Consider the following 18,487-nt stretch of genomic DNA (forward strand, 5'->3'; position numbering starts at 1 on the left):
CTCGATATAATTTTTAAAGTAGAATATTATTTTTATAAAACAGTATTCTATATAGCTTTAAAAATCACTCGAACTGACGTTAACTTGGTCGATAGTTTTACAACACCATAACAAATAGTAACAATAGAGTAATGCTATGTAATCTATCTCAAATGAAACATCTTTTTAACGCAATAAGAACTATGTTTCTATGTGTTTTAAAAAAATTAAACCAAGAAATTTTATTTTTTCTTATCTCCCTTTTTAGCGACTATAACTGGCATTACTTTCTTCTTATATATTGGAATGAAATAGGAAACGGTATAATTGAAACCTACGCCAAAATCACCATTATAGGTTCTATTAAAACCCGGAATGTAAAGGTTCTCAAAATTCCCCGGCTCTTTATTGGAAACCAATCGGTTCAAGCGAAGGCTGAATCCCACAAAAACATTATCAAATACTTTTGCTTTTATTCCGGCAACGACTTCGATCCAACTGGCTGTTAGTCCGTTGAATTTTTCTCCTGAAGTAATGGCAGGAACCTCTCCAAAATAAGGAGTGGAATTGTAAATTTTATAACTGTTCAATTCCTGGTTAAAAGTACTGAAACCATAGCGCAACCCAATAGAGATAATATTCTCCATGTCTAACCAGTTTTCGTAGGCGTTGTAATCAAAACCTACTTTTAGATACGATCCTTTTGTTGTAAAATTTAATCGGGAATCATCGGTAGTTTTGTTTTCATTTCCAATTTCGGCAGCCAAAAAATATTTTTTTGTCAACCTATAGTCACCCACAAATTCGATTCCTTTATAATCCTTGTCATACAACCCACGGGTTAATTTATACAAATCAACACCCAGACGCAACCCGTAGCGATCTGTTTTTACGGGAACGATTGTATTTTTTGTTTCATCAGTTGTATTTATTGTCTTTAAATTTGTGTTGTCAGGAAGTATAGCTTCAGTACTAGTACTATCAGCTATTTTTTTTACGGTAGTCGTTTCCTGCGCTTGAGCTAAAAACAAAGATAAAACGAGGCAAATACTAAAAATATATTTCAAGATGTGTTTCATTTTCGTTGGCTATAGTACTGTTTTTAACTGCGATGTATTGAATCCATTTTTGATCTCCTATTGCAGCATCAGTAAGGACATACGGAGTTAGAGGATCGAGAGTATATTCTGTTTTAAAACCGCACGCTCGAGATACAAAAAGTTCTTCTCGCGCGTAATTAAATTTAAGAATATCTTCGTTTACTAAAGCAGGGTTAGTACTGCCAGAGTTTAAGATAAAACTAAAGGTAGTTGCATCTGCATTTGTTTTCAGTGGAATAGAAACGGTACTCCCGTTAATCAAACTACTACCATTAAAAACAACTCCATCCGTCATTCCTTCGCCAGTTATTTTTAGATTCGTTACATTTTTTAAGACTGACGAATTCGTGACATCATAAAACGAAATCACTAACCGGGCAGTGGTAACCGTATTGGCATCACAGATATCATCTTTCTCGCAACCGGAGAAAGAGAAGGCGAGCACAAACAGTAACAGTATTATTTTTTTCATATCTATTTTTAGTGATAGTGAAAAGTAATTAGCACAACATTGAGACTAATTACTTTTCACTAAAGACTATCTATCTTCTTTCTAAAAGTACTACATTCTCTACGTGATGCGTTTGCGGAAACATATCCACAGGACGTACGCGAGTTACTTTGTATTTCTCGTCCATCAAGGCTAAATCACGTGCTTGAGTAGCTGAGTTGCAACTTACATAAACGATTTTTTCTGGAGCAATTTTCATGATTTGTTCGATCACGTCTTTGTGCATTCCGTCTCTAGGTGGGTCAGTAATGATAACATCAGGTTGTCCGTGTTGTGCAATAAAAGAATCATTAAATACGACTTTCATGTCTCCTACATAAAACTCACAATTATCAATATTGTTACGTACTGCGTTTGCTTTAGCATCCTTGATAGCATCAGGAACGCTTTCGACACCTATTACTTTTTTTGCTTTTTTAGAAACAAACTGAGCAATAGTACCCGTTCCGGTATATAAGTCATACACGACTTCATTTCCTGTTAAACCAGCGAAATCTCTCGTTATTTTGTATAATTCATATGCTTGATCTGAATTGGTTTGGTAGAATGATTTGGCATTAATGCTAAATTTCAAACCTTCCATTTCTTCAAGGATATAATCACGCCCTTTATATAGTTTAACATCGGTATCGTACAGCGTATCGTTTGCTTTATTATTGACCACATATTGCAAAGAAGTAATCTGTGGGAACTTCTCATAAAGATGATCCAAGATTAACTCTCTGTTTGCTTTGTCGTTTTCAAAAAACTGAATCAACACCATGATTTCTCCGGTAGAAGAAGTACGTAGCATTAAAGTACGTAGCAAACCTTCATGAGCTCGTGGATTAAAGAATGTCAGACCATTTGCATTAGCAAAATCCCTTACTTCGTTTCTGATTGCGTTTGATGGATCTTCCTGTAAATGACATTTGTTAATGTCTAAGATCTTATCCCACATTTTTGGGATATGAAATCCTAATGCGTTTCTGTTTCCTAAATCTTCTGTACTTGCTATTTCTGCTTCAGTCAACCAACGGCTGTTAGAAAACGAAAACTCCATTTTGTTTCTGTAGAAAAACTGTTTTTCTGAACCTAAGATTGGTTCAAATTCAGGAAGTTCTACTTTCCCAATGCGTTGCAAGTGGTTCAACACTTCGTTTTGTTTGTAATACAACTGTTGGCTGTATTTCATATTTTGCCATTTACAACCACCACAAACACCAAAGTGCTCGCAAATAGGTTCTATACGATGTTCTGAATATTCATGAAAATGAATTGCTTTTCCTTCGTAATAGGCCTTGCGCTTCTTAAAAGTTTGCACATCAACCACATCACCCGGAACCACATTCGGGATAAACACTACTTTCCCATCAGGAGCCTTTGCTACTGATACCCCTTTTGCACCTGCATCGATGACTTTTATCTGGTGAAACACCACCTTATCTGTATTTTTCTTTGCCATAGCGCAAAAATAAGCGTTTTATACTTTTATAAATTCAAATTAGGAACTATTTTCAAAAAGAAGTGATTTTTATTTGGGCCCCATCCTGCTTTCCGCTACAAATCCTCGCATTGCAGGCAGTAACCTTACGCTTGTGAAGGAGCTTCCTGCGGTCGCTCTGTAAAAGCAAGGGTTACAAATGCCTGCAATACTGCGGGTTTTTCGCTAGAATCAGGGGCAGGGGAGTTGATGATAATCAGTTTTTTTCTTCATTAGAAAATACGGAATGCTTCCGCCATCAAAACAATTCTGTGATGCGTGCCATTTCAGTTTTGTTTTCAGGATGCAATACATAAAAAAAAATCCCTTTGCCATTTTTGTGTTTGCAAGGCTTTTTTGCTTGTGACACTGTCCCAAGGTGCATAAACTCGCATACCTGATTTGTTGTCGTGTGTGATATTTTTTTTGACGCTAAGTACTTTTTAGGAAATATAAATTATCGTAACAGCTCTTTGTTTTTCACTGTAATTATAAAAAAAAATCAAATGCATATTCGCTAGTAAACGGTTCAGTGATTCCAGCGGGATTCCGTTTCCAGATTGTCCTGGCTTAGTAGGAGTAATTTTCGCTTGACGGTAAATATTTTTTTTGTCACTCAGTAAAAACGAACTAGCAGCATATTCTTTGCTTTCATGATTAAAAGTCAATCGAGTACTGACTAAATTGTAGGCATCATCAAGCAATTTTTTAATTACGAGTAGTTGTATTGGATAAGTATTTTTTAAGAATATTATAGCATGAGTTGTTTTTACTATTTAGAAAACAATTATAACCACCGTTTCTTTTACCTTAAAAATGATTTTTACTTTTCATCCATTCGTAATTTACAATAGTCAGAAAATAAAAAACTACATCAGCACATACTTTCCCTGCCATAATACCAGTTAATGCGTTACCAGTGAAGATAGGCAACCAATACATACAAAACGGACGGATAAATAAAATATCCAATACCGCAGGATAGCCAAACTCTAGCAATACGTTTTTGATAATCATCAGCACTCCCCTGAAAGTGGTCTTTTGTTGTATTGCTTTGTTCTTTTTGGTGCATTGCCAGTAGGCCATGCCTATAATCACGCTGTAAAAGGCAAAATACTCGGCAAATGTAATTAGGTAAGCCGTTGTCAAACCACTAAAAATCCGACTGAACTGTGACCCTAATAAAGCAGCACTGGTTGCTGCCAACTCGGCATACTTATAGCGGTCAAACCATTCTTTAAACTGTGTTTTAGAAAGCATAATTGTGTGTTCCTTCTTTAGTGAAATACAAAACTAGACAAAATTACGGTTCGGAAACAGCAAAATTATTTTCTTTACCTGAGTTGTTAGCCGTGTTTCTGTACCTAGGAACTGATAGTCAACAATGAGACATATTTCGAAAAATAAACGATTGCTGTATCTTTATTTTCTATTGTAGGATTAATGAAAAACGGTCAAAATAGCTGATTAAAGCTAGGTCTGTTGATAAATTAGGATTGGGAGTACAAATGGGGAACATCAGCTTTCTGATGGGGAGTATCAACTAAATTTCTAAAATCTCTTCCCGTAGGTTCTTCAAAAATCTCCAGTTGAAATTGAGACATAATTGTTAGTAAATGATCGAAAATATCAGATTTGATTACTTCATATTTTTCCCATTCTTTTTCATAAGTGAAACAATATATTTCTAATGGCATTCCTTTAGAAGTTGGGTCTAATTGACGAACCATATGCGTCATTTTATTATTGATATTAGGATTTGAAAGAATATAGTTCTCGGCATAAACCCTAAAAACGCCAATGTTAGTTAGGCTTTTGATATTAACCGGATTAGATTCATTATCAATTAATGAAGAATTGGATTTTTTAATTTCTTTTTCTTTCTGAAGGATGTAGTCTCTTATAAGCGCATATTTTTTAAACTGTTCCAGCATTTGATCATCACAAAAACAGAAACTACTCACCTTAAGATATATGGCTCTTTTTATTCTTCGTCCTCCGGAATTACTCATTCCGCGCCAGTTTTTAAAGGAGTCAGTGATAAAAGCATAGGTAGGAATCGTGGTGATTGTTTTATCCCAGTTCTGGACTTTAACGGTGCTTAAATTGATGGACATTACATCTCCATCGGCATCATATTTTGGCATGGCAATCCAATCGCCTACGCGCACCATGTCATATACGGACATTTGAATGCTTGCCACAAAACCTAAAATAGTGTCTTTGAAAATTAATAGTAAAATAGCGGTCATCGCTCCCATGGCTCCTAGAAAGTAAAAAGGACTCTTTCCTAAAAGTAAAGACAAAATGAGAATTCCGCCAACGAAATACACCAGAATATTCAGTACTTGAATGTAACTCGTAATAGGTTTACCCTTGAAAACAGGAGACTTCGACAGAATATCATCAAAGACCGCCAGCAAAGCAATAATCGTCCAGATGATGACCAATAGAATTACGATCATAGCCAGTGTAACGATGTAATTTGATAGTATGGGATACTCTCGCAAAATGGAAGGCACTGTAAAAATGACAAGAAGTGCTGGAATGATATAAGCGAGTTTTTCAAATATTTTTTTCTCGATTAAGATGTCGTCCCAAGTAATCTTAGTTTTTAAAAATAGCTTGTGTATCGTATCAACAATTAGTTTTTTGGTTAAAAGCCAAGCGATAAAACAAATAATAATTAAACCAAAAATCAATATTGGAAGATTAATGTAATAGGCAACTTGAGGGTCTATATTAAAAACGTTAGTTAACCAGCTGGGGTCAAGTTGTATAGAGGGGTATTTTCCGTCAGGTAGAATCATTGCTTTAATTTGTTTGATGCAAAGGTAACATTCACAATTGAAGACAAGAATAGAACCTGATGATTGGGTTTTTCTTAACAGTATTAAGTGTTTCAGACTATTGTTTTCATTACAAAATAAATAGGAAGGGATTGCTAGTCTGGGCTATTTTTATGACGTTAATTAATCGCTTTAAACTGTTTCATTTCTTGCAAAGGTTCGATAGCATTGTAATCTTTCCAAATCTTTGGGTCATACGATTTAATGGTTATAAACTTGAAGTCCTGCTCCTTAATTTTTTCAATGGCAGCAACAGTTGTTTCAGTACGGGACATATTTAGGAACTCAGTTTTATTGTGAGTATTGGCTTCTATTTTAAAATTAATTGCCAATACATCTTTTTCGCCGCTTGTTAACTCTATGAGCTTCAATGGGCGATTAAGATAAAAGTAATTTCCAGTTTCTGTAACGGCATACTGCATGTAGTAGTTGTCGTCTTCGGCTCTTTTCTTGTAAATAATCGTTCCTTTACTAACATTCTCAGATACTTTAATGCCCAAAAGAAACTTCATATTAAAGTTATGCACCTTTTCTCCTTCGTCGAGGACATAATCCGTTCGTAGGACGGCGTAATCCGTTTCAGAAATATAGAGTTTACCCACATACATGGCTTTGCTTTTTCGAGGTTTAAAAGTTAGAACGTAAGCAAATTCATTTTCATTAGTGTAAGTCGTACCTTCAAAAGTATAGTCATACAGCTCCGGTTTTTGTATAAAATCAAACTTCTTGTTGTTTAACAAATTGTTTTGATACATAAAGCTGTTAAGGTTACTTTTAGTAGCAGTTAACTGGCCGTTTACAGCTATATTAACACCTGTTTTTTTCTTTCTATTGAAGTCTTTACGTAGCGAAATAGTGTCTCTTGATCCTATAAGTCCGCTTTTTATGCGGTAAAATTTAGTAGTATCGAGGTGCTGGAGCATTAGGTTTTTTCCTTTTTTTTCTAAATCGTCTAAGGAAGTAGATTCTCCTTCATTTTTTAAAAGAGTGGCTTTTAAAACATCTAGTTTAGAGGTAAACACAAACTTTTCTGCTTTTTTTGTTTTAACCGAATAATAATTACAAAGGATATCAGTAAATGAGACTGGTGGATGCGAAATTAATTTAGAAGAAAAAGACTGCAAGTCATTGTTGATTTTTGATAATGCCTGCTTGTTAAAACCGGTTGATTTATCAATTTCGACATCAATTATAGAAGGATTAAAATAACTAGAGGTTCTATAAAAGAACATTTCTTTAGACCCTTTTTCGCCAGTTGTATAATTGCGGCTCAAGTTGGCTTTTACATTTGCCATAATCTCGTAGGGATTTGGTTTTAGGTTAGATACTTCAACATCATCAAGCTCGTAAACGCCAGGCAGGAGTTTAATTGTAAAATCGAGCTTTCTCAATTCGCCCACAGTTAATTGTTGATTTACAAAACCCATATAGGAAACCATAAGTAATGTTTCGTCCTGACTGTTGCTCTTCGAGAGTAAAAAATAGCCTTCGCCATTAGAAACCAAATTTTCAGAATCGTTTACCTTGATATTGGCATATGGAATACTTTCTCCAGTTGCGGAATCAATGATTTTTCCTTTGATGTTCTGGGCTATACCTAGCTGGAAGAAAAACAGGATAAAAAAAGAATTAATTAAGTTTGTTTTCATCTGTAGTATTTGCTTTTATAAATAAGACGAAGTCAGTTCTGTTTTGTTACAAGTTTTCAGTTCGCTCGCTAACAATGGATCGTTTAATTAATAACAACTTTTTGTGTTATTTAATTAACCGCAAATAAATAGTATAAAAAACTACAACTACAACACCTGCTTTTAGTGATATCTGAAAATACTTTCAAACTAAATTTTAAAATTGATATTATTCTAAATATATTTACCGTTCTATAATTAGAAATTACTTAAATGAAAAAACTACTATTTGTTGCGCTTTTGGTTATTTCGACCAGCCTATTTGCGCAAGACAAGGGTCTTAGTACCGTTGGCGAGAATTACACTAAGAAAGAAGTGCACATTAAAATGCGTGATGGAGTATCACTTTATACCGCGATTTACACACCCAAAGACCATTCTAAGAAATACCCAATGATCATGCAACGTACACCTTACAGCTGTGCGCCTTATGGACCGGATCAGTTCAAGAAAAGCATTGGTCCCAGCGAAACCATGATGAAAGAAGGATACATTGTCGTGTATCAAGATGTACGTGGGCGCTGGATGAGTGATGGTTTGTATGACAACATGCGGGCCTTCATTCCTAATAAAAAATCAAAAACAGATGTTGATGAAGCTTCAGATACGTATGACACCATTGACTGGTTGGTTAAAAATACCGAGAACAACAATGGAAATGTGGGAATCTGGGGGATTTCATACCCTGGGTTTTATGCGACCTACTCTTTACTGAGCAGGCATCCTGCATTGAAAGCCGTTTCGCCTCAAGCATGCATTAGCGATTTTTTCTTTGATGATTTCCACCACAACGGAGCGTATTTATTGAGCTACTGGAAAGCGACGCCGCTTTTTGGCATTCAAAAGACCGAGCGCACGACCACTGATTGGTATAAATTTCCCGATTTGGGAACCAAAGATGATTATCAGTTTTTTATGAATGCGGGACCTTTGTCTAACTTGGATGCGTTTTATGGAAAAGATAATGAATTTTGGCAACAGCTAAAAGACCATTCCAGTTACGATGATTTCTGGCAAAAAAGAGGCATCCTACAACACCTAAAGGATATTAAGCCTGCAGTAATGACTGTAGGAGGTTGGTTTGACGCCGAGGATTTATACGGTCCTTTGAACACTTACCAGACAATAGAGAAAACAAGTAAAAACTACAATACTATTGTGATGGGACCTTGGAGTCACGGAGACTGGGCAAGAAATGGAGCCAAAGCTGTTATTGGAAATATAAACTTTGGCGATAGTATTTCAGGTTTCTTTCAAAAAAACATTGAAGCTAACTTTTTCCGCCATTTCTTAAAAGATAATGGAAAAGGCGAGAACAAACTACCTGAGGCCTATGTTTTTGATACAGGATCGAAAGATTGGAAAACCTATGACGTTTGGCCACCTAAAAATATGGCGAAAGAAAGCTTTTATTTGGCACAGGATAAAATAATGACAGGGGCAGCAAACGATGGCGGGTTTCAGGAGTTCATCAGTGACCCTAAAAAGCCGGTTCCTTTTACGGAAGATATCAATCAAAAAGGGATTACACCAAGGAAATACATGACCGATGACCAGCGTTTTGCGGCACGACGTCCTGATGTGTTGGTGTATGAAACCGAGATTTTAAAAGATAATATGACTTTGGCCGGCGATATTTTGGCACAATTGCAGGTTTCCACTTCAGGAACGGATGCTGATTGGATTGTAAAAGTAATTGATGTTTTTCCTAATGATGAACCGGAAACTGCTGAGGTAGCGCCCTATTTAAAAATGAGTAATTACCACATGATGGTACGAAGCGAAGTTATGCGAGGTCGTTTTAGAAATAGTTTTTCTAAACCAGAGCCTTTTGTGGCTAACGAGAAGACCGCGGTAAATATCAAACTGCAAGATGTGATGCATACGTTCAAGAAAGGACACAAAATCCAAATCCAAATTCAAAGTACTTGGTTTCCTTTGATTGACTTGAATCCGCAAACTTTTGTAAACAATATCTTTTATGCAAAACCGGCAGATTTTAAAAAGCAAACACACCGCGTGTATGGTGATTCTAAAATCATATTTTCTGTTGTGAAATAAAAGTATACTACTTTCAAAATAAAACCCCAATCCTATTCAGTAGGGGCTGGGGTTTTGTTTTAGTAGGTGTCTATACTTACTTTGAGTTATTTTAATAATTTTGTATTATTTGCACTGTATAGTGTTGAACCTAGTCTGATAGTAAAGTAAAACCTACAAATTACACTGAGATACAGCTGTTTAATAGATAGTATATCAGGATTTTAACATGATTAATGTTTGATTATTAGATAATGATGTCCATCGAATTTATGATTCGACTAGCTATCATATTTCGTTAGTACTAATTCCTTTTAAGTTGTTTTTTTTTGCTAAAGCAGTTAGTCGATTCTGTAGTAATGCACGGCGTAAAGGGGTATACCTATCAATTACAAAACTGTATCTCTTAGATCAGATTCCAATTGATTTTTAGATGTACGTCTTGTATTTTAATATCTTTATCATCGTTGTTTTGCCAGAAAACACTTTTTTGCACTGCAATAATTAAATAATATCTACACTACTAATAGCAAACGAATTTATGTTTTAGTCTAAAGTAATCAGGAATGTTACGTACTAATTCCGAAATGTCTGCTGTTGTAAACATATTTGCAAGTAGTGATTTAAGGAGGTTGTTTTAATTAACCAAATTTAAAAAGGCAACATGCGTACATGTTGCCTTTACATTTAAATAGAATAAATATTATTTTTCTAATACTAGTTCTCGTTCTGTAACATTTTTTTTACTATCAAACTGACTACTTGTGTTTTTCGCTCCATCAGCTTTTAAAGCTTTGTCTCCAGCAAAGAATGTTTTATGGTCATCACCAAGATTTGATCCTGCCATTCTTTGATGTTTTACACATGCAACACCTTTGCGAATTTCTTGTCTTTGAACCCCTTTAACATAAGCCAACATTCCTTCTTCTCCAAAATAACCTTGGGTTAAATCATTCATATGAAGTGCTGTAGTATGGTACGTAGGTAAGGTAATTAAGTGATGGAAAATTCCAGCTTCTCTTGATCCATCTGCTTGAAAAGTCCTGATTTTATCGTCTGCACGATGACACAATTCCGAATCATCATAGTGCGCATCCATTAAATTATTTCTATCATAGCCTGTCATATTATCTTCTTCTACAAGCATTTCTTCATACACTTGATTACGGAAGTTTAAGGTCCAGTTAAAAGATGGGGAGTTATTATAAACCAATTTAGCATTAGGCACAACTGCCTTAACTCGATTTACCATTTGAGCAATTTGCTTAACATTTGGTGTATCCGTTTCGATCCATAACAAATCTGCTCCGTTTTGTAAACTAGTAATACAATCTAATACAACTCTATCAATATTCGAACCCTCTTTAAATTTATATAAACCATTTGCTAATCGCACTGGACGTACTAATTTACCATCCCTTTTAAGAAGCACATCATCTTCTTTTGCATCATTGAGAGCTACTTCATCTGCTTCTATAAACGCTAAATATTTAGAAGCTAAATCTCCAGACTCTTTACTAACTGGAAGCTTTTGAGTTAAACCAGCACCTTCAGAATCTGTTCTAGCAACAATAATTCCGTCTTCTATACCTAATTCTAAGAACGCGTATCTAATAGCATTTAATTTGTCAATAAAATCTTCATGAGGTACAGTAACCTTTCCATCTTGATGTCCACATTGTTTCGCATCCGAAACTTGATTTTCAATTTGAATAGCACAAGCTCCAGCTTCAATCATTTTCTTTGTTAACAAATAGGTAGCTTCTTCATTCCCAAAACCCGCATCAATATCAGCAATAATGGGAACTATATGTGTTTCAAAATTATCAATTTGATTTTGCACCTCTTCCCCGTTTTCAAGTCTTCTAAATAAATCATTTAGCTCAATAGCATCTGCTTGACGTAAGAAATCATAAATTTCTTTGATTAATGCTGGAACAGCAGTTTTTTCGTGCATTGATTGATCTGGTAATGGTCCAAATTCTGAACGTAATGCAGCAACCATCCAACCGGAAAGATAGATGTATTTTTTACTAGTCGTTTTATGATGTTTTTTAACAGCGATCATATTTTGTTGCGCAACAAAACCATGCCAAGAACCTAATGATTGTGTATATTGAGATGAATCTGCATCGTACTCTGCCATATCTTTTCTCATAATGGCTGCTGTATATTTAGCGATCTCTAAACCTGTTTTAAAACGATTCTGAGTTGCCATTCTAGCTGCACTTTCAGGATTTATTGCATTCCAAGCTGCTCCATACTTTTTTTTAAGGTCTCTTACAGTCTCTAATGCGGAATTGTAATTGCTTTGTGCTAAATTTTTCATAATTTTGTTTTTAATTATTAAGGTTGTTCTAGATTTTGATAATTAAGTCTCGTAAACTATTGCAGTAGTTGCGAGACATTTTTTTTAAATATATTGGTATGCTGATAGTGTTAAAAATTCTTCAAATTCTTCGGAAATCACTAGCTTATTAAAAAGTTCAATAGCTAATTCAAACTTGCTGTTTTTTATGTTCTCCTCGCCAAATTCGGTGATGATTTTTTCTACTTCATCATCAAAAATATCTTGGTACAAAGTCATATTAAAAGTTCTTCCACCTTCTATAATAACTTCATTATGTAGCCATTGCCAAACTTGTGTTCTTGAAATTTCGGCTGTTGCAGCATCTTCCATTAAATTATAAAGAGCCACAGCGCCATGACCTCTTAGCCAAGCTTCCGTATATAAAATACCAACATTAATGTTTTTTCTAATCCCATCTTCAGTTACCGTACCATTAGGTATTTCAACTAAATCTTGTTCTGTTATGTTTATATCGTCACGTGTCACATGTAATTGGTTAGGTGTTGGCATGTGCTTATTAAATTCTGCCATAGCAACTGCAACTAATGCAGGATGTGCAACCCAAGTACCATCATGTCCATTTTTCACTTCACGCTCTTTGTCTTTTCTTACTTTTTCTAAAGCAGTATTATTCGCTTTTTCATCATTTTTAATAGGAATTTGAGCAGCCATTCCGCCTATTGCAAGTATTCCTCTTTTATGACAACGTTGTATAACCAACTTTGAATACGCATCCATAAACGGTGTAGTCATGGTTACTTGATCCCGATTAGGAACTACAAAATTGGGATGATTTCTAAATTTTTTGATGTAAGAGAAAATATAGTCCCAACGTCCACAGTTTAAACCAACAATATGATTTTTAAGTTCGAAAATTATTTCGTCTAGTTGAAAACTTGCTGTAATGGTTTCCACTAAAACAGTTGCTTTAAAAGTTCCATTTGGCACTTCTAAGTATTCTTGCGCAAATTCAAAAACTTTGTTCCACCAACGCGCTTCTAAATAATGCTCTAATTTTGGTAAGTAGAAATACGGTGCAGTTCCATTTTGCATCATTGTTTGCGTGTTGTGAAATACATACAAGCCAAAGTCGACCAAACTTCCAGAAGTTCGTTGATTGTTAATTATGACATGTCTTTCGTTTAAATGAAGACCTCTTGGTCTAACAAGTAAAACGGCCGTTTCTTGGTTTAATGCATACGTTTTATTGCGTTTTATATCAACTAAGGAAATTGTTTTTTTATTGGCCTCTATTAAATTTTGTTGCCCTTCAATAGTGTTTTTCCAAGTAGGAGAATTGCTATCTTCTAAATCTGCCATAAATGTTTTGGCTCCAGAATTTAAAGCATTGATAATCATTTTTTTATCTACTGGGCCTGTAATCTCTACACGTCTATTTTGTAAGTCATGCGGAATGTTACCAGCAGTCCATGCATTATCTCTAATAGCTGCTGTCTCTGTTGGAAACGCTGGAAATTTACCTTCGTCAAAAACCTTTTGTTGATTTACGCGACTTTTTAAGAGAGATAATCTTTCTTCGTTAAATTTTTCATGAAGAGCAGTAATAAAAATTAATGCTTCATCAGTTAAAATTTCTGGGTAGTAATTATTAACCTCTTTAGAAAAGTTAATTTTTGATTGTTTTAAATAATTGCTTTCCATGTTGTTATATATTTATAATGCAATACTATAACAAAGTTTTTTATAAAACAAGCGAACGTTCGTTAAAAATTGAATTTCTAAAAAAAAAATATGTTCGCAAAAATAGTTGTGTTTGCTTTTATAGAAGAATATTATAGTAAAGTTATATTTGGTTGAAAGCCAAGACAGATAAGGAGTGAAGAGAATCTGGCGTTGTTTGTTTTGTCTAGCTATCGGGTTTATCTAAGTCTTATTTAAATGAAATTTAAAAGGAAAAAAAATATCTAAAACTAGATAAAATTACAATCCTTGCGGAGAAATTAGATGTCTTTTAGGGTCAGGTGGCGCATTTAAAATTGGATTGAAATTCGGCACCAGATGATGATTTACTCTAACTATAAAACGAAATCCTATCAGGGCTCTTTGGAAAAAAAGAAAGCGACTTAATAGGTTTAGTTGCGAATGCTCCTGCTAAAGTAAATGCATTCATAAGTACGATTATAGAAATTGCTACAAAACTATAAAGTTTTTGTTGGTAAATTATTTACTAAAAAGTCGGGGGTGCTATTGGGAAATACTAGTAGATCGCATATTGACAAACTTTGCCTGCCTATAGTTTAATCATTCAGGGATAATAGTTTTTTTTAATTGAGTTTTTTAGCTATTAAAAAGGGGGGCGAAAAAAGCTCTTAATTTTTGGGTTAACTGTATCATCGGATTTCTAATAGACTAGTCGCACTTTACCATTCACACATTCTATACTTGTTGGGGAAGGAGGAACGTCACGAGTTGAAATAATCCCCCATTTCGTATTGAATTCTTTTTGATAATTTGTGTATTTTTCAACTTTTTCAAGCAATTACGTTGTATTTAATTTCAATGAATAGGTAATAAGTCCGCTAGATCCACTACAGGCTTTAGAACCAATTGAGGTAAAAGCCCAGCCTGCTGGATTCTCACATTGCTTTCTAGTTGAAAGTGACAGAATTTAAACATGTATTTTCTTGAGATTTTGTGCTTCTTGCTCTTGTGTACTGTCGTTATCATTACTGCAACCAATAAAAGTTAGTCCAATTGCCAAGATTAATAATTTTAAGTTTTTCATAAATAATAGTATTATGTAATTTGATTGGAGTCGATTGGTTGGTATTAATGTATCGATAGCTTTTTTATTTCAAATACAAATCAAAGAAATAGCCTTCTCAACAAGTGGTTCCATTACCTGATAGCCTCCTTTGTTCGGATGTACTCCGTCAGTTGAATAGCAGAAAGGCAGTCCTTTTTGATCATCAGTCATCGCCGAGTAATAATCAACATAGGGGATACTATTTCTCTCGGCATAACTTTTAATGTTTTTATTCAACTCCACGATGGTATCAGCGGGTTTTTCTTTGGGACTCCAATAAAAATAATTGGCTGGCAAAACCGAACACAGAATGACCTTGATGTGATGGATCTGAGCGAGTTCAACCATCGAAAAAATATTGTTTTGGATCATCTCCAGTGTTGAAGGCCCGGTGTTGCCTGCAATGTCATTTCCGCCGGCAAGAATTACAACTGCGGCTGGCTTTAGGTCAATAACGTCGGCTCTAAATCGTAGGAGCATTTGTGGAGAGGTTTGTCCGCTAATTCCTCTATTGATATAGGATTTTCCCTGAAAGAATTCTGGATGTACGTTGCTCCAAAATTCAGTTATGGAATCACCCATAAAAACAATCCTTTTTTCCCCAGTTTCCGCGCCTTCTATGGCAGCATTTTCTTTTTTGTATTTGTTTAAATAAGGCCAATCTTGACTTTGTGTTTCCATTTTCACCAATTGTTGTATTAAAAGAAAATAAAATTAGTTTTATTTTTTCACTACTGCTACTATTAAGAGGTATTAAGATAAATTCATAGTTTTTAATGGTTTTTTTTTATTGGATTAGAATATGTTAAAATAAAATATATAGCAATAATGTACTCTTTTTAAGCTAAATTGGAACTCAAAATAGTTTGTTAACGTATACCATTGAAATAAATACCACTATGTTTTTTTATAAAAAATTATCCCAAATCAGTTTTCTAAGTAGAAGTTATGCCTTTAAATTTTTATTCGTAGCTTTCATAGGAATCCACATTCCTCTAATTGGTTTGTTGTTTTTTGTGCTTTATGGGAATTTTTCAATTTCTCCCAATACGATTTTGATTTTTGCATTGCTAATGACCTTGCTGGCTTCGGTGGTTACTTTAACCATCCTTAAACAATTGATTAAACCTATAGAAATCGCTTCTAGGGCATTGAGAAGTTATAAGAAAGAGAGACAAGTACCAAGCTTGCCTTTAGATTTTCATGATGAGGCTGGTTTTTTAATGCGTAACATTCAAGAAACAGTACTGGAACACGAAAAATTCATTAGTGAAAAACAAGACTTAGTCTATTTGCTATCCCATGATTTGAAAAATTTTGCAGGACAACCCCAATTATTGGCAACTTTAATATTAGAGGCAAACCCATCAAATGAAATCAAAGAGTTAGCGGAATTGATTTACCAGTCTTCCAACCAACAGTTTCTGTATATTGACAAGCTTTTAAAGTTGCTTAAAGAACAGGATGAGGTATTGAAAACAAGTCCCGATTTAAAATTGATCCATTTTGATTCTATTATCGAAACTGTTGAAAAGCAGGTAAAAGAGTTATTGGAAATAAAAAAAATAAAACTAATTGTATCAATCCAAGTTAAAGAAGAACAGCTCTTCATTGAGGAGGAATTATTAATTCGAGTGCTTGTAAACTTGATAAACAACGCTATAAAATTTTCATATCCCGATAGTGAAATATATTTGAAAATCCAGGAAAAAAATACAAAGCTGGTGATCAGTGTCTTGGATAATGGAATTGGATTTAACCAAAGTAATGTTCAAGATTTATTTAGAAAATTCACAAAAATGAGCAAACTGGGTACTTCAAATGAAGCTTCTAGCGGAATTGGTTTGTATTTGTGTAGGAAGATAATCGAAAAAAACCAAGGTAAACTCACTGGTATAAGTGCAGGTCAAGACAAAGGCGCCACTTTTACCATTGTTTTCTAAGTAGAAAAAGGTGTTTTATTTTTAAAAACCGCAATAAAATTTATTTTTATTGCGGTTTTTACATATGTGTCACTTAGTTAAATTTAAAGGAATAATACTCTTGTTTTAAGATTTTTACTGTTATTAACTCACTAAAAAACAGTTTTTTGTGCCGTTCGTAGTTTTTTTTCACACTTTTATCGGAAATATTAAAAAAATGTTAATTGTAATTTAAAAATAATATAAATTCGATTTTTATTTGCTAAAAATCATACAATTAATGACGAAGATTTGTTTAACCTACGAACAATTTTTTTCGACTTATTTAGAGTAATTGATTGGTGTAATTTAGCAGCAATGGCGATCTCAATTGTTGTTGAAATTGTCTTTTTAATCGTTAGTCTATCGCATTCATTATTTTTTTAATTAATTATTTACTATGAAAACATTTCTACTTAAGTTTAGATTTTTGGCTTTTGTATTTCTACTAGCCAATCTGGTTTTTGCCAATGCGGCTTTTTCGCAGGCGACTGTTATAACCGATAAAGCAGATTATTTGCCTGGTGAAACGGTAACTATTTCAGGTGAAGGATGGTATCCTAATGAAATTGTTTCATTTAAAATAAAAGAAATTCCTTCTATTGATGAAGTGTTTTTGAATTTTACTGTTCAGGCAGATGCAAATGGAGTCGTGGTTTACAATCAATTTATGACAGAACAACGTCATTTAGGTAAAGCATTTTTAATGAGGGCGACTGGCGGGTCTTCAGGCCTTATAGCCGAAAACCATTTTACCGATGCAACTTATACCGTAAGTAAAAATGGACCTTGGAGTGCCTCAGATACTTGGGGGGTAAGTTCTGGTTTTCCTATTGCTGGAGATGCAGTAACTATTAATGAGAAGAAAACAGTAACATTAAGTTCTAATGCTAGTGCTAATACTTTAAATATTGCTGCAGTGCAAAGTGGAGCTGGTACTTCAAACTTATTGGTTGAAACTTATTCATTGACGACTGGTAATAATTTAAATTTGACTTCTAGTGGTGCAGATAATAAAGTTGCAAAAATATCAGTAAGTGATAGCGGTTCAATAATAACAAATAATTTAAATTTAACTACAGGATCAAATGGTACTACCGATTTAATTTTAAGTGGCGTTAGCAGACTTACTGTATCTGGTGCAATTACTATAACTGGTAGTAATAATACCAATACTTTTTCATTAACTAGTATAGTAGAATATAATGGAGCTGATCAAAGTGTGGTTAAATTCAATTCTAAATATGCTAATGTAGTTTTAAGCGGTTCGGGTGTTAAAACATTTGCAGCTGATCTTGCTATAGATGGCAATCTTACTATTAATAGTGGTGTAAAAGCCAAATTAAACGGGTTTGGATCGACTGCAAATTCCTTAACTTTAGGGGGAGTAAATATGCCTGCAGGTACTTATGGAAGTTCTACTTCAACGGCAAAATATAAAAATGATACTTATTTTGATTCCTCAACAGTAGGGGTATTGACAGTGGCTACTGGTACTTGTGTTGTTCCTAGTATTACAACACAACCGACAAGTCCGACAGTTATTACTTATGGGGCCAATGCAACATTTACAGTTGCAGCATCAAGTGCTACTGGATATCAATGGCAAGTTAATACAAATAATGGAAGTACATGGAGTGATATAGGGGGAGCCACTTCTTCTACACTTTCTTTAGTTACTCCAACAGTTGCAATGAGCACTAATCAATACCGTTGTGTTGTTAGAAATACATGCGGTACTGTAAATAGTAATCCTGCTATATTGACGGTGAATCAGAAA

Annotated in this window: 15 protein-coding genes; 3 read left to right on the forward strand and 12 right to left on the reverse strand. The window is 34.3% G+C overall.

Features of this window, described 5'->3' with window-relative positions; genetic code table 11:
• Window positions 1–221: 221 nt before the first annotated feature.
• The 8 genes from CXF59_RS08625 to CXF59_RS08660 form a co-directional block, all read right to left on the reverse strand.
• Window positions 222–1,058 (reverse strand): DUF6048 family protein, encoded by an 837-nt coding sequence (locus CXF59_RS08625; RefSeq protein ID WP_198554658.1) that lies wholly within the window; start codon window positions 1,056–1,058, stop codon window positions 222–224.
• Window positions 1,030–1,551: a DUF6452 family protein gene (locus CXF59_RS08630; protein WP_101137410.1), complete on the reverse strand. Its 522-nt coding sequence runs from the start codon at window positions 1,549–1,551 to the stop codon at window positions 1,030–1,032. Before CXF59_RS08630 ends, CXF59_RS08625 begins: the two co-directional genes overlap by 29 nt.
• 70 nt (window positions 1,552–1,621) lie before the next feature.
• Complete coding sequence (gene rlmD, locus CXF59_RS08635) at window positions 1,622–3,034, reverse strand: 23S rRNA (uracil(1939)-C(5))-methyltransferase RlmD (RefSeq protein ID WP_101137411.1); 1,413 nt, start codon at window positions 3,032–3,034, stop codon at window positions 1,622–1,624.
• 317 nt (window positions 3,035–3,351) lie between these two features.
• Entirely contained in the window at window positions 3,352–3,471 is a 120-nt protein-coding gene (locus tag CXF59_RS15745; protein WP_369828550.1) for a MepB family protein, read from the reverse strand.
• 24 nt (window positions 3,472–3,495) lie between these two features.
• Complete coding sequence (locus CXF59_RS08645; protein ID WP_157824550.1) at window positions 3,496–3,756, reverse strand: MepB family protein; 261 nt, start codon at window positions 3,754–3,756, stop codon at window positions 3,496–3,498.
• A 106-nt stretch (window positions 3,757–3,862) separates the two neighbouring features.
• Entirely contained in the window at window positions 3,863–4,312 is a 450-nt protein-coding gene (locus CXF59_RS08650; protein ID WP_101137414.1) for a hypothetical protein, read from the reverse strand.
• Window positions 4,313–4,542: 230 nt separating this feature from the next.
• Window positions 4,543–5,862: a mechanosensitive ion channel family protein gene (locus CXF59_RS08655; protein ID WP_101137415.1), complete on the reverse strand. Its 1,320-nt coding sequence runs from the start codon at window positions 5,860–5,862 to the stop codon at window positions 4,543–4,545.
• A gap of 158 nt (window positions 5,863–6,020) precedes the next feature.
• A complete protein-coding gene (locus CXF59_RS08660) occupies window positions 6,021–7,550 on the reverse strand; it encodes a carboxypeptidase-like regulatory domain-containing protein (protein WP_101137416.1) in 1,530 nt (509 codons plus the stop codon).
• 252 nt (window positions 7,551–7,802) lie between these two features.
• Between CXF59_RS08660 and CXF59_RS08665 the strand changes: the two genes are divergently transcribed.
• On the forward strand, window positions 7,803–9,650 hold the full coding sequence (locus tag CXF59_RS08665) for a CocE/NonD family hydrolase (RefSeq protein WP_101137417.1): 1,848 nt from the start codon (window positions 7,803–7,805) through the stop codon (window positions 9,648–9,650).
• 682 nt (window positions 9,651–10,332) lie between these two features.
• Here CXF59_RS08665 and CXF59_RS08670 read toward each other — a convergent pair.
• From CXF59_RS08670 to CXF59_RS08680, 4 genes are all read right to left on the reverse strand, one after another.
• Window positions 10,333–11,958 carry an isocitrate lyase gene (locus tag CXF59_RS08670; protein WP_101137418.1) on the reverse strand — a complete coding sequence of 542 codons (1,626 nt, stop codon included), beginning with the start codon at window positions 11,956–11,958 and terminating at the stop codon, window positions 10,333–10,335.
• A gap of 84 nt (window positions 11,959–12,042) precedes the next feature.
• Window positions 12,043–13,641: a malate synthase A gene (gene aceB / locus CXF59_RS08675; RefSeq protein WP_101137419.1), complete on the reverse strand. Its 1,599-nt coding sequence runs from the start codon at window positions 13,639–13,641 to the stop codon at window positions 12,043–12,045.
• A 700-nt stretch (window positions 13,642–14,341) separates the two neighbouring features.
• Entirely contained in the window at window positions 14,342–14,479 is a 138-nt protein-coding gene (locus CXF59_RS14955) for a hypothetical protein (RefSeq protein ID WP_157824551.1), read from the reverse strand.
• A 315-nt stretch (window positions 14,480–14,794) separates the two neighbouring features.
• Window positions 14,795–15,427, reverse strand: a complete 633-nt coding sequence (locus CXF59_RS08680) for an SGNH/GDSL hydrolase family protein (RefSeq protein ID WP_101137420.1) — start codon at window positions 15,425–15,427, stop codon at window positions 14,795–14,797.
• A gap of 218 nt (window positions 15,428–15,645) precedes the next feature.
• Between CXF59_RS08680 and CXF59_RS08685 the strand changes: the two genes are divergently transcribed.
• Together CXF59_RS08685 and CXF59_RS08690 are read left to right on the forward strand one after the other, a co-directional pair.
• Complete coding sequence (locus CXF59_RS08685; protein WP_101137421.1) at window positions 15,646–16,689, forward strand: sensor histidine kinase KdpD; 1,044 nt, start codon at window positions 15,646–15,648, stop codon at window positions 16,687–16,689.
• 418 nt (window positions 16,690–17,107) lie between these two features.
• The coding region (locus CXF59_RS08690; RefSeq protein WP_198554659.1) for a hypothetical protein at window positions 17,108–18,487 on the forward strand (1,380 nt) is incomplete at its 3' end.

This window comes from Flavobacterium sp. ALD4, from assembly GCF_002836475.1.
Lineage (GTDB): Bacteria > Bacteroidota > Bacteroidia > Flavobacteriales > Flavobacteriaceae > Flavobacterium.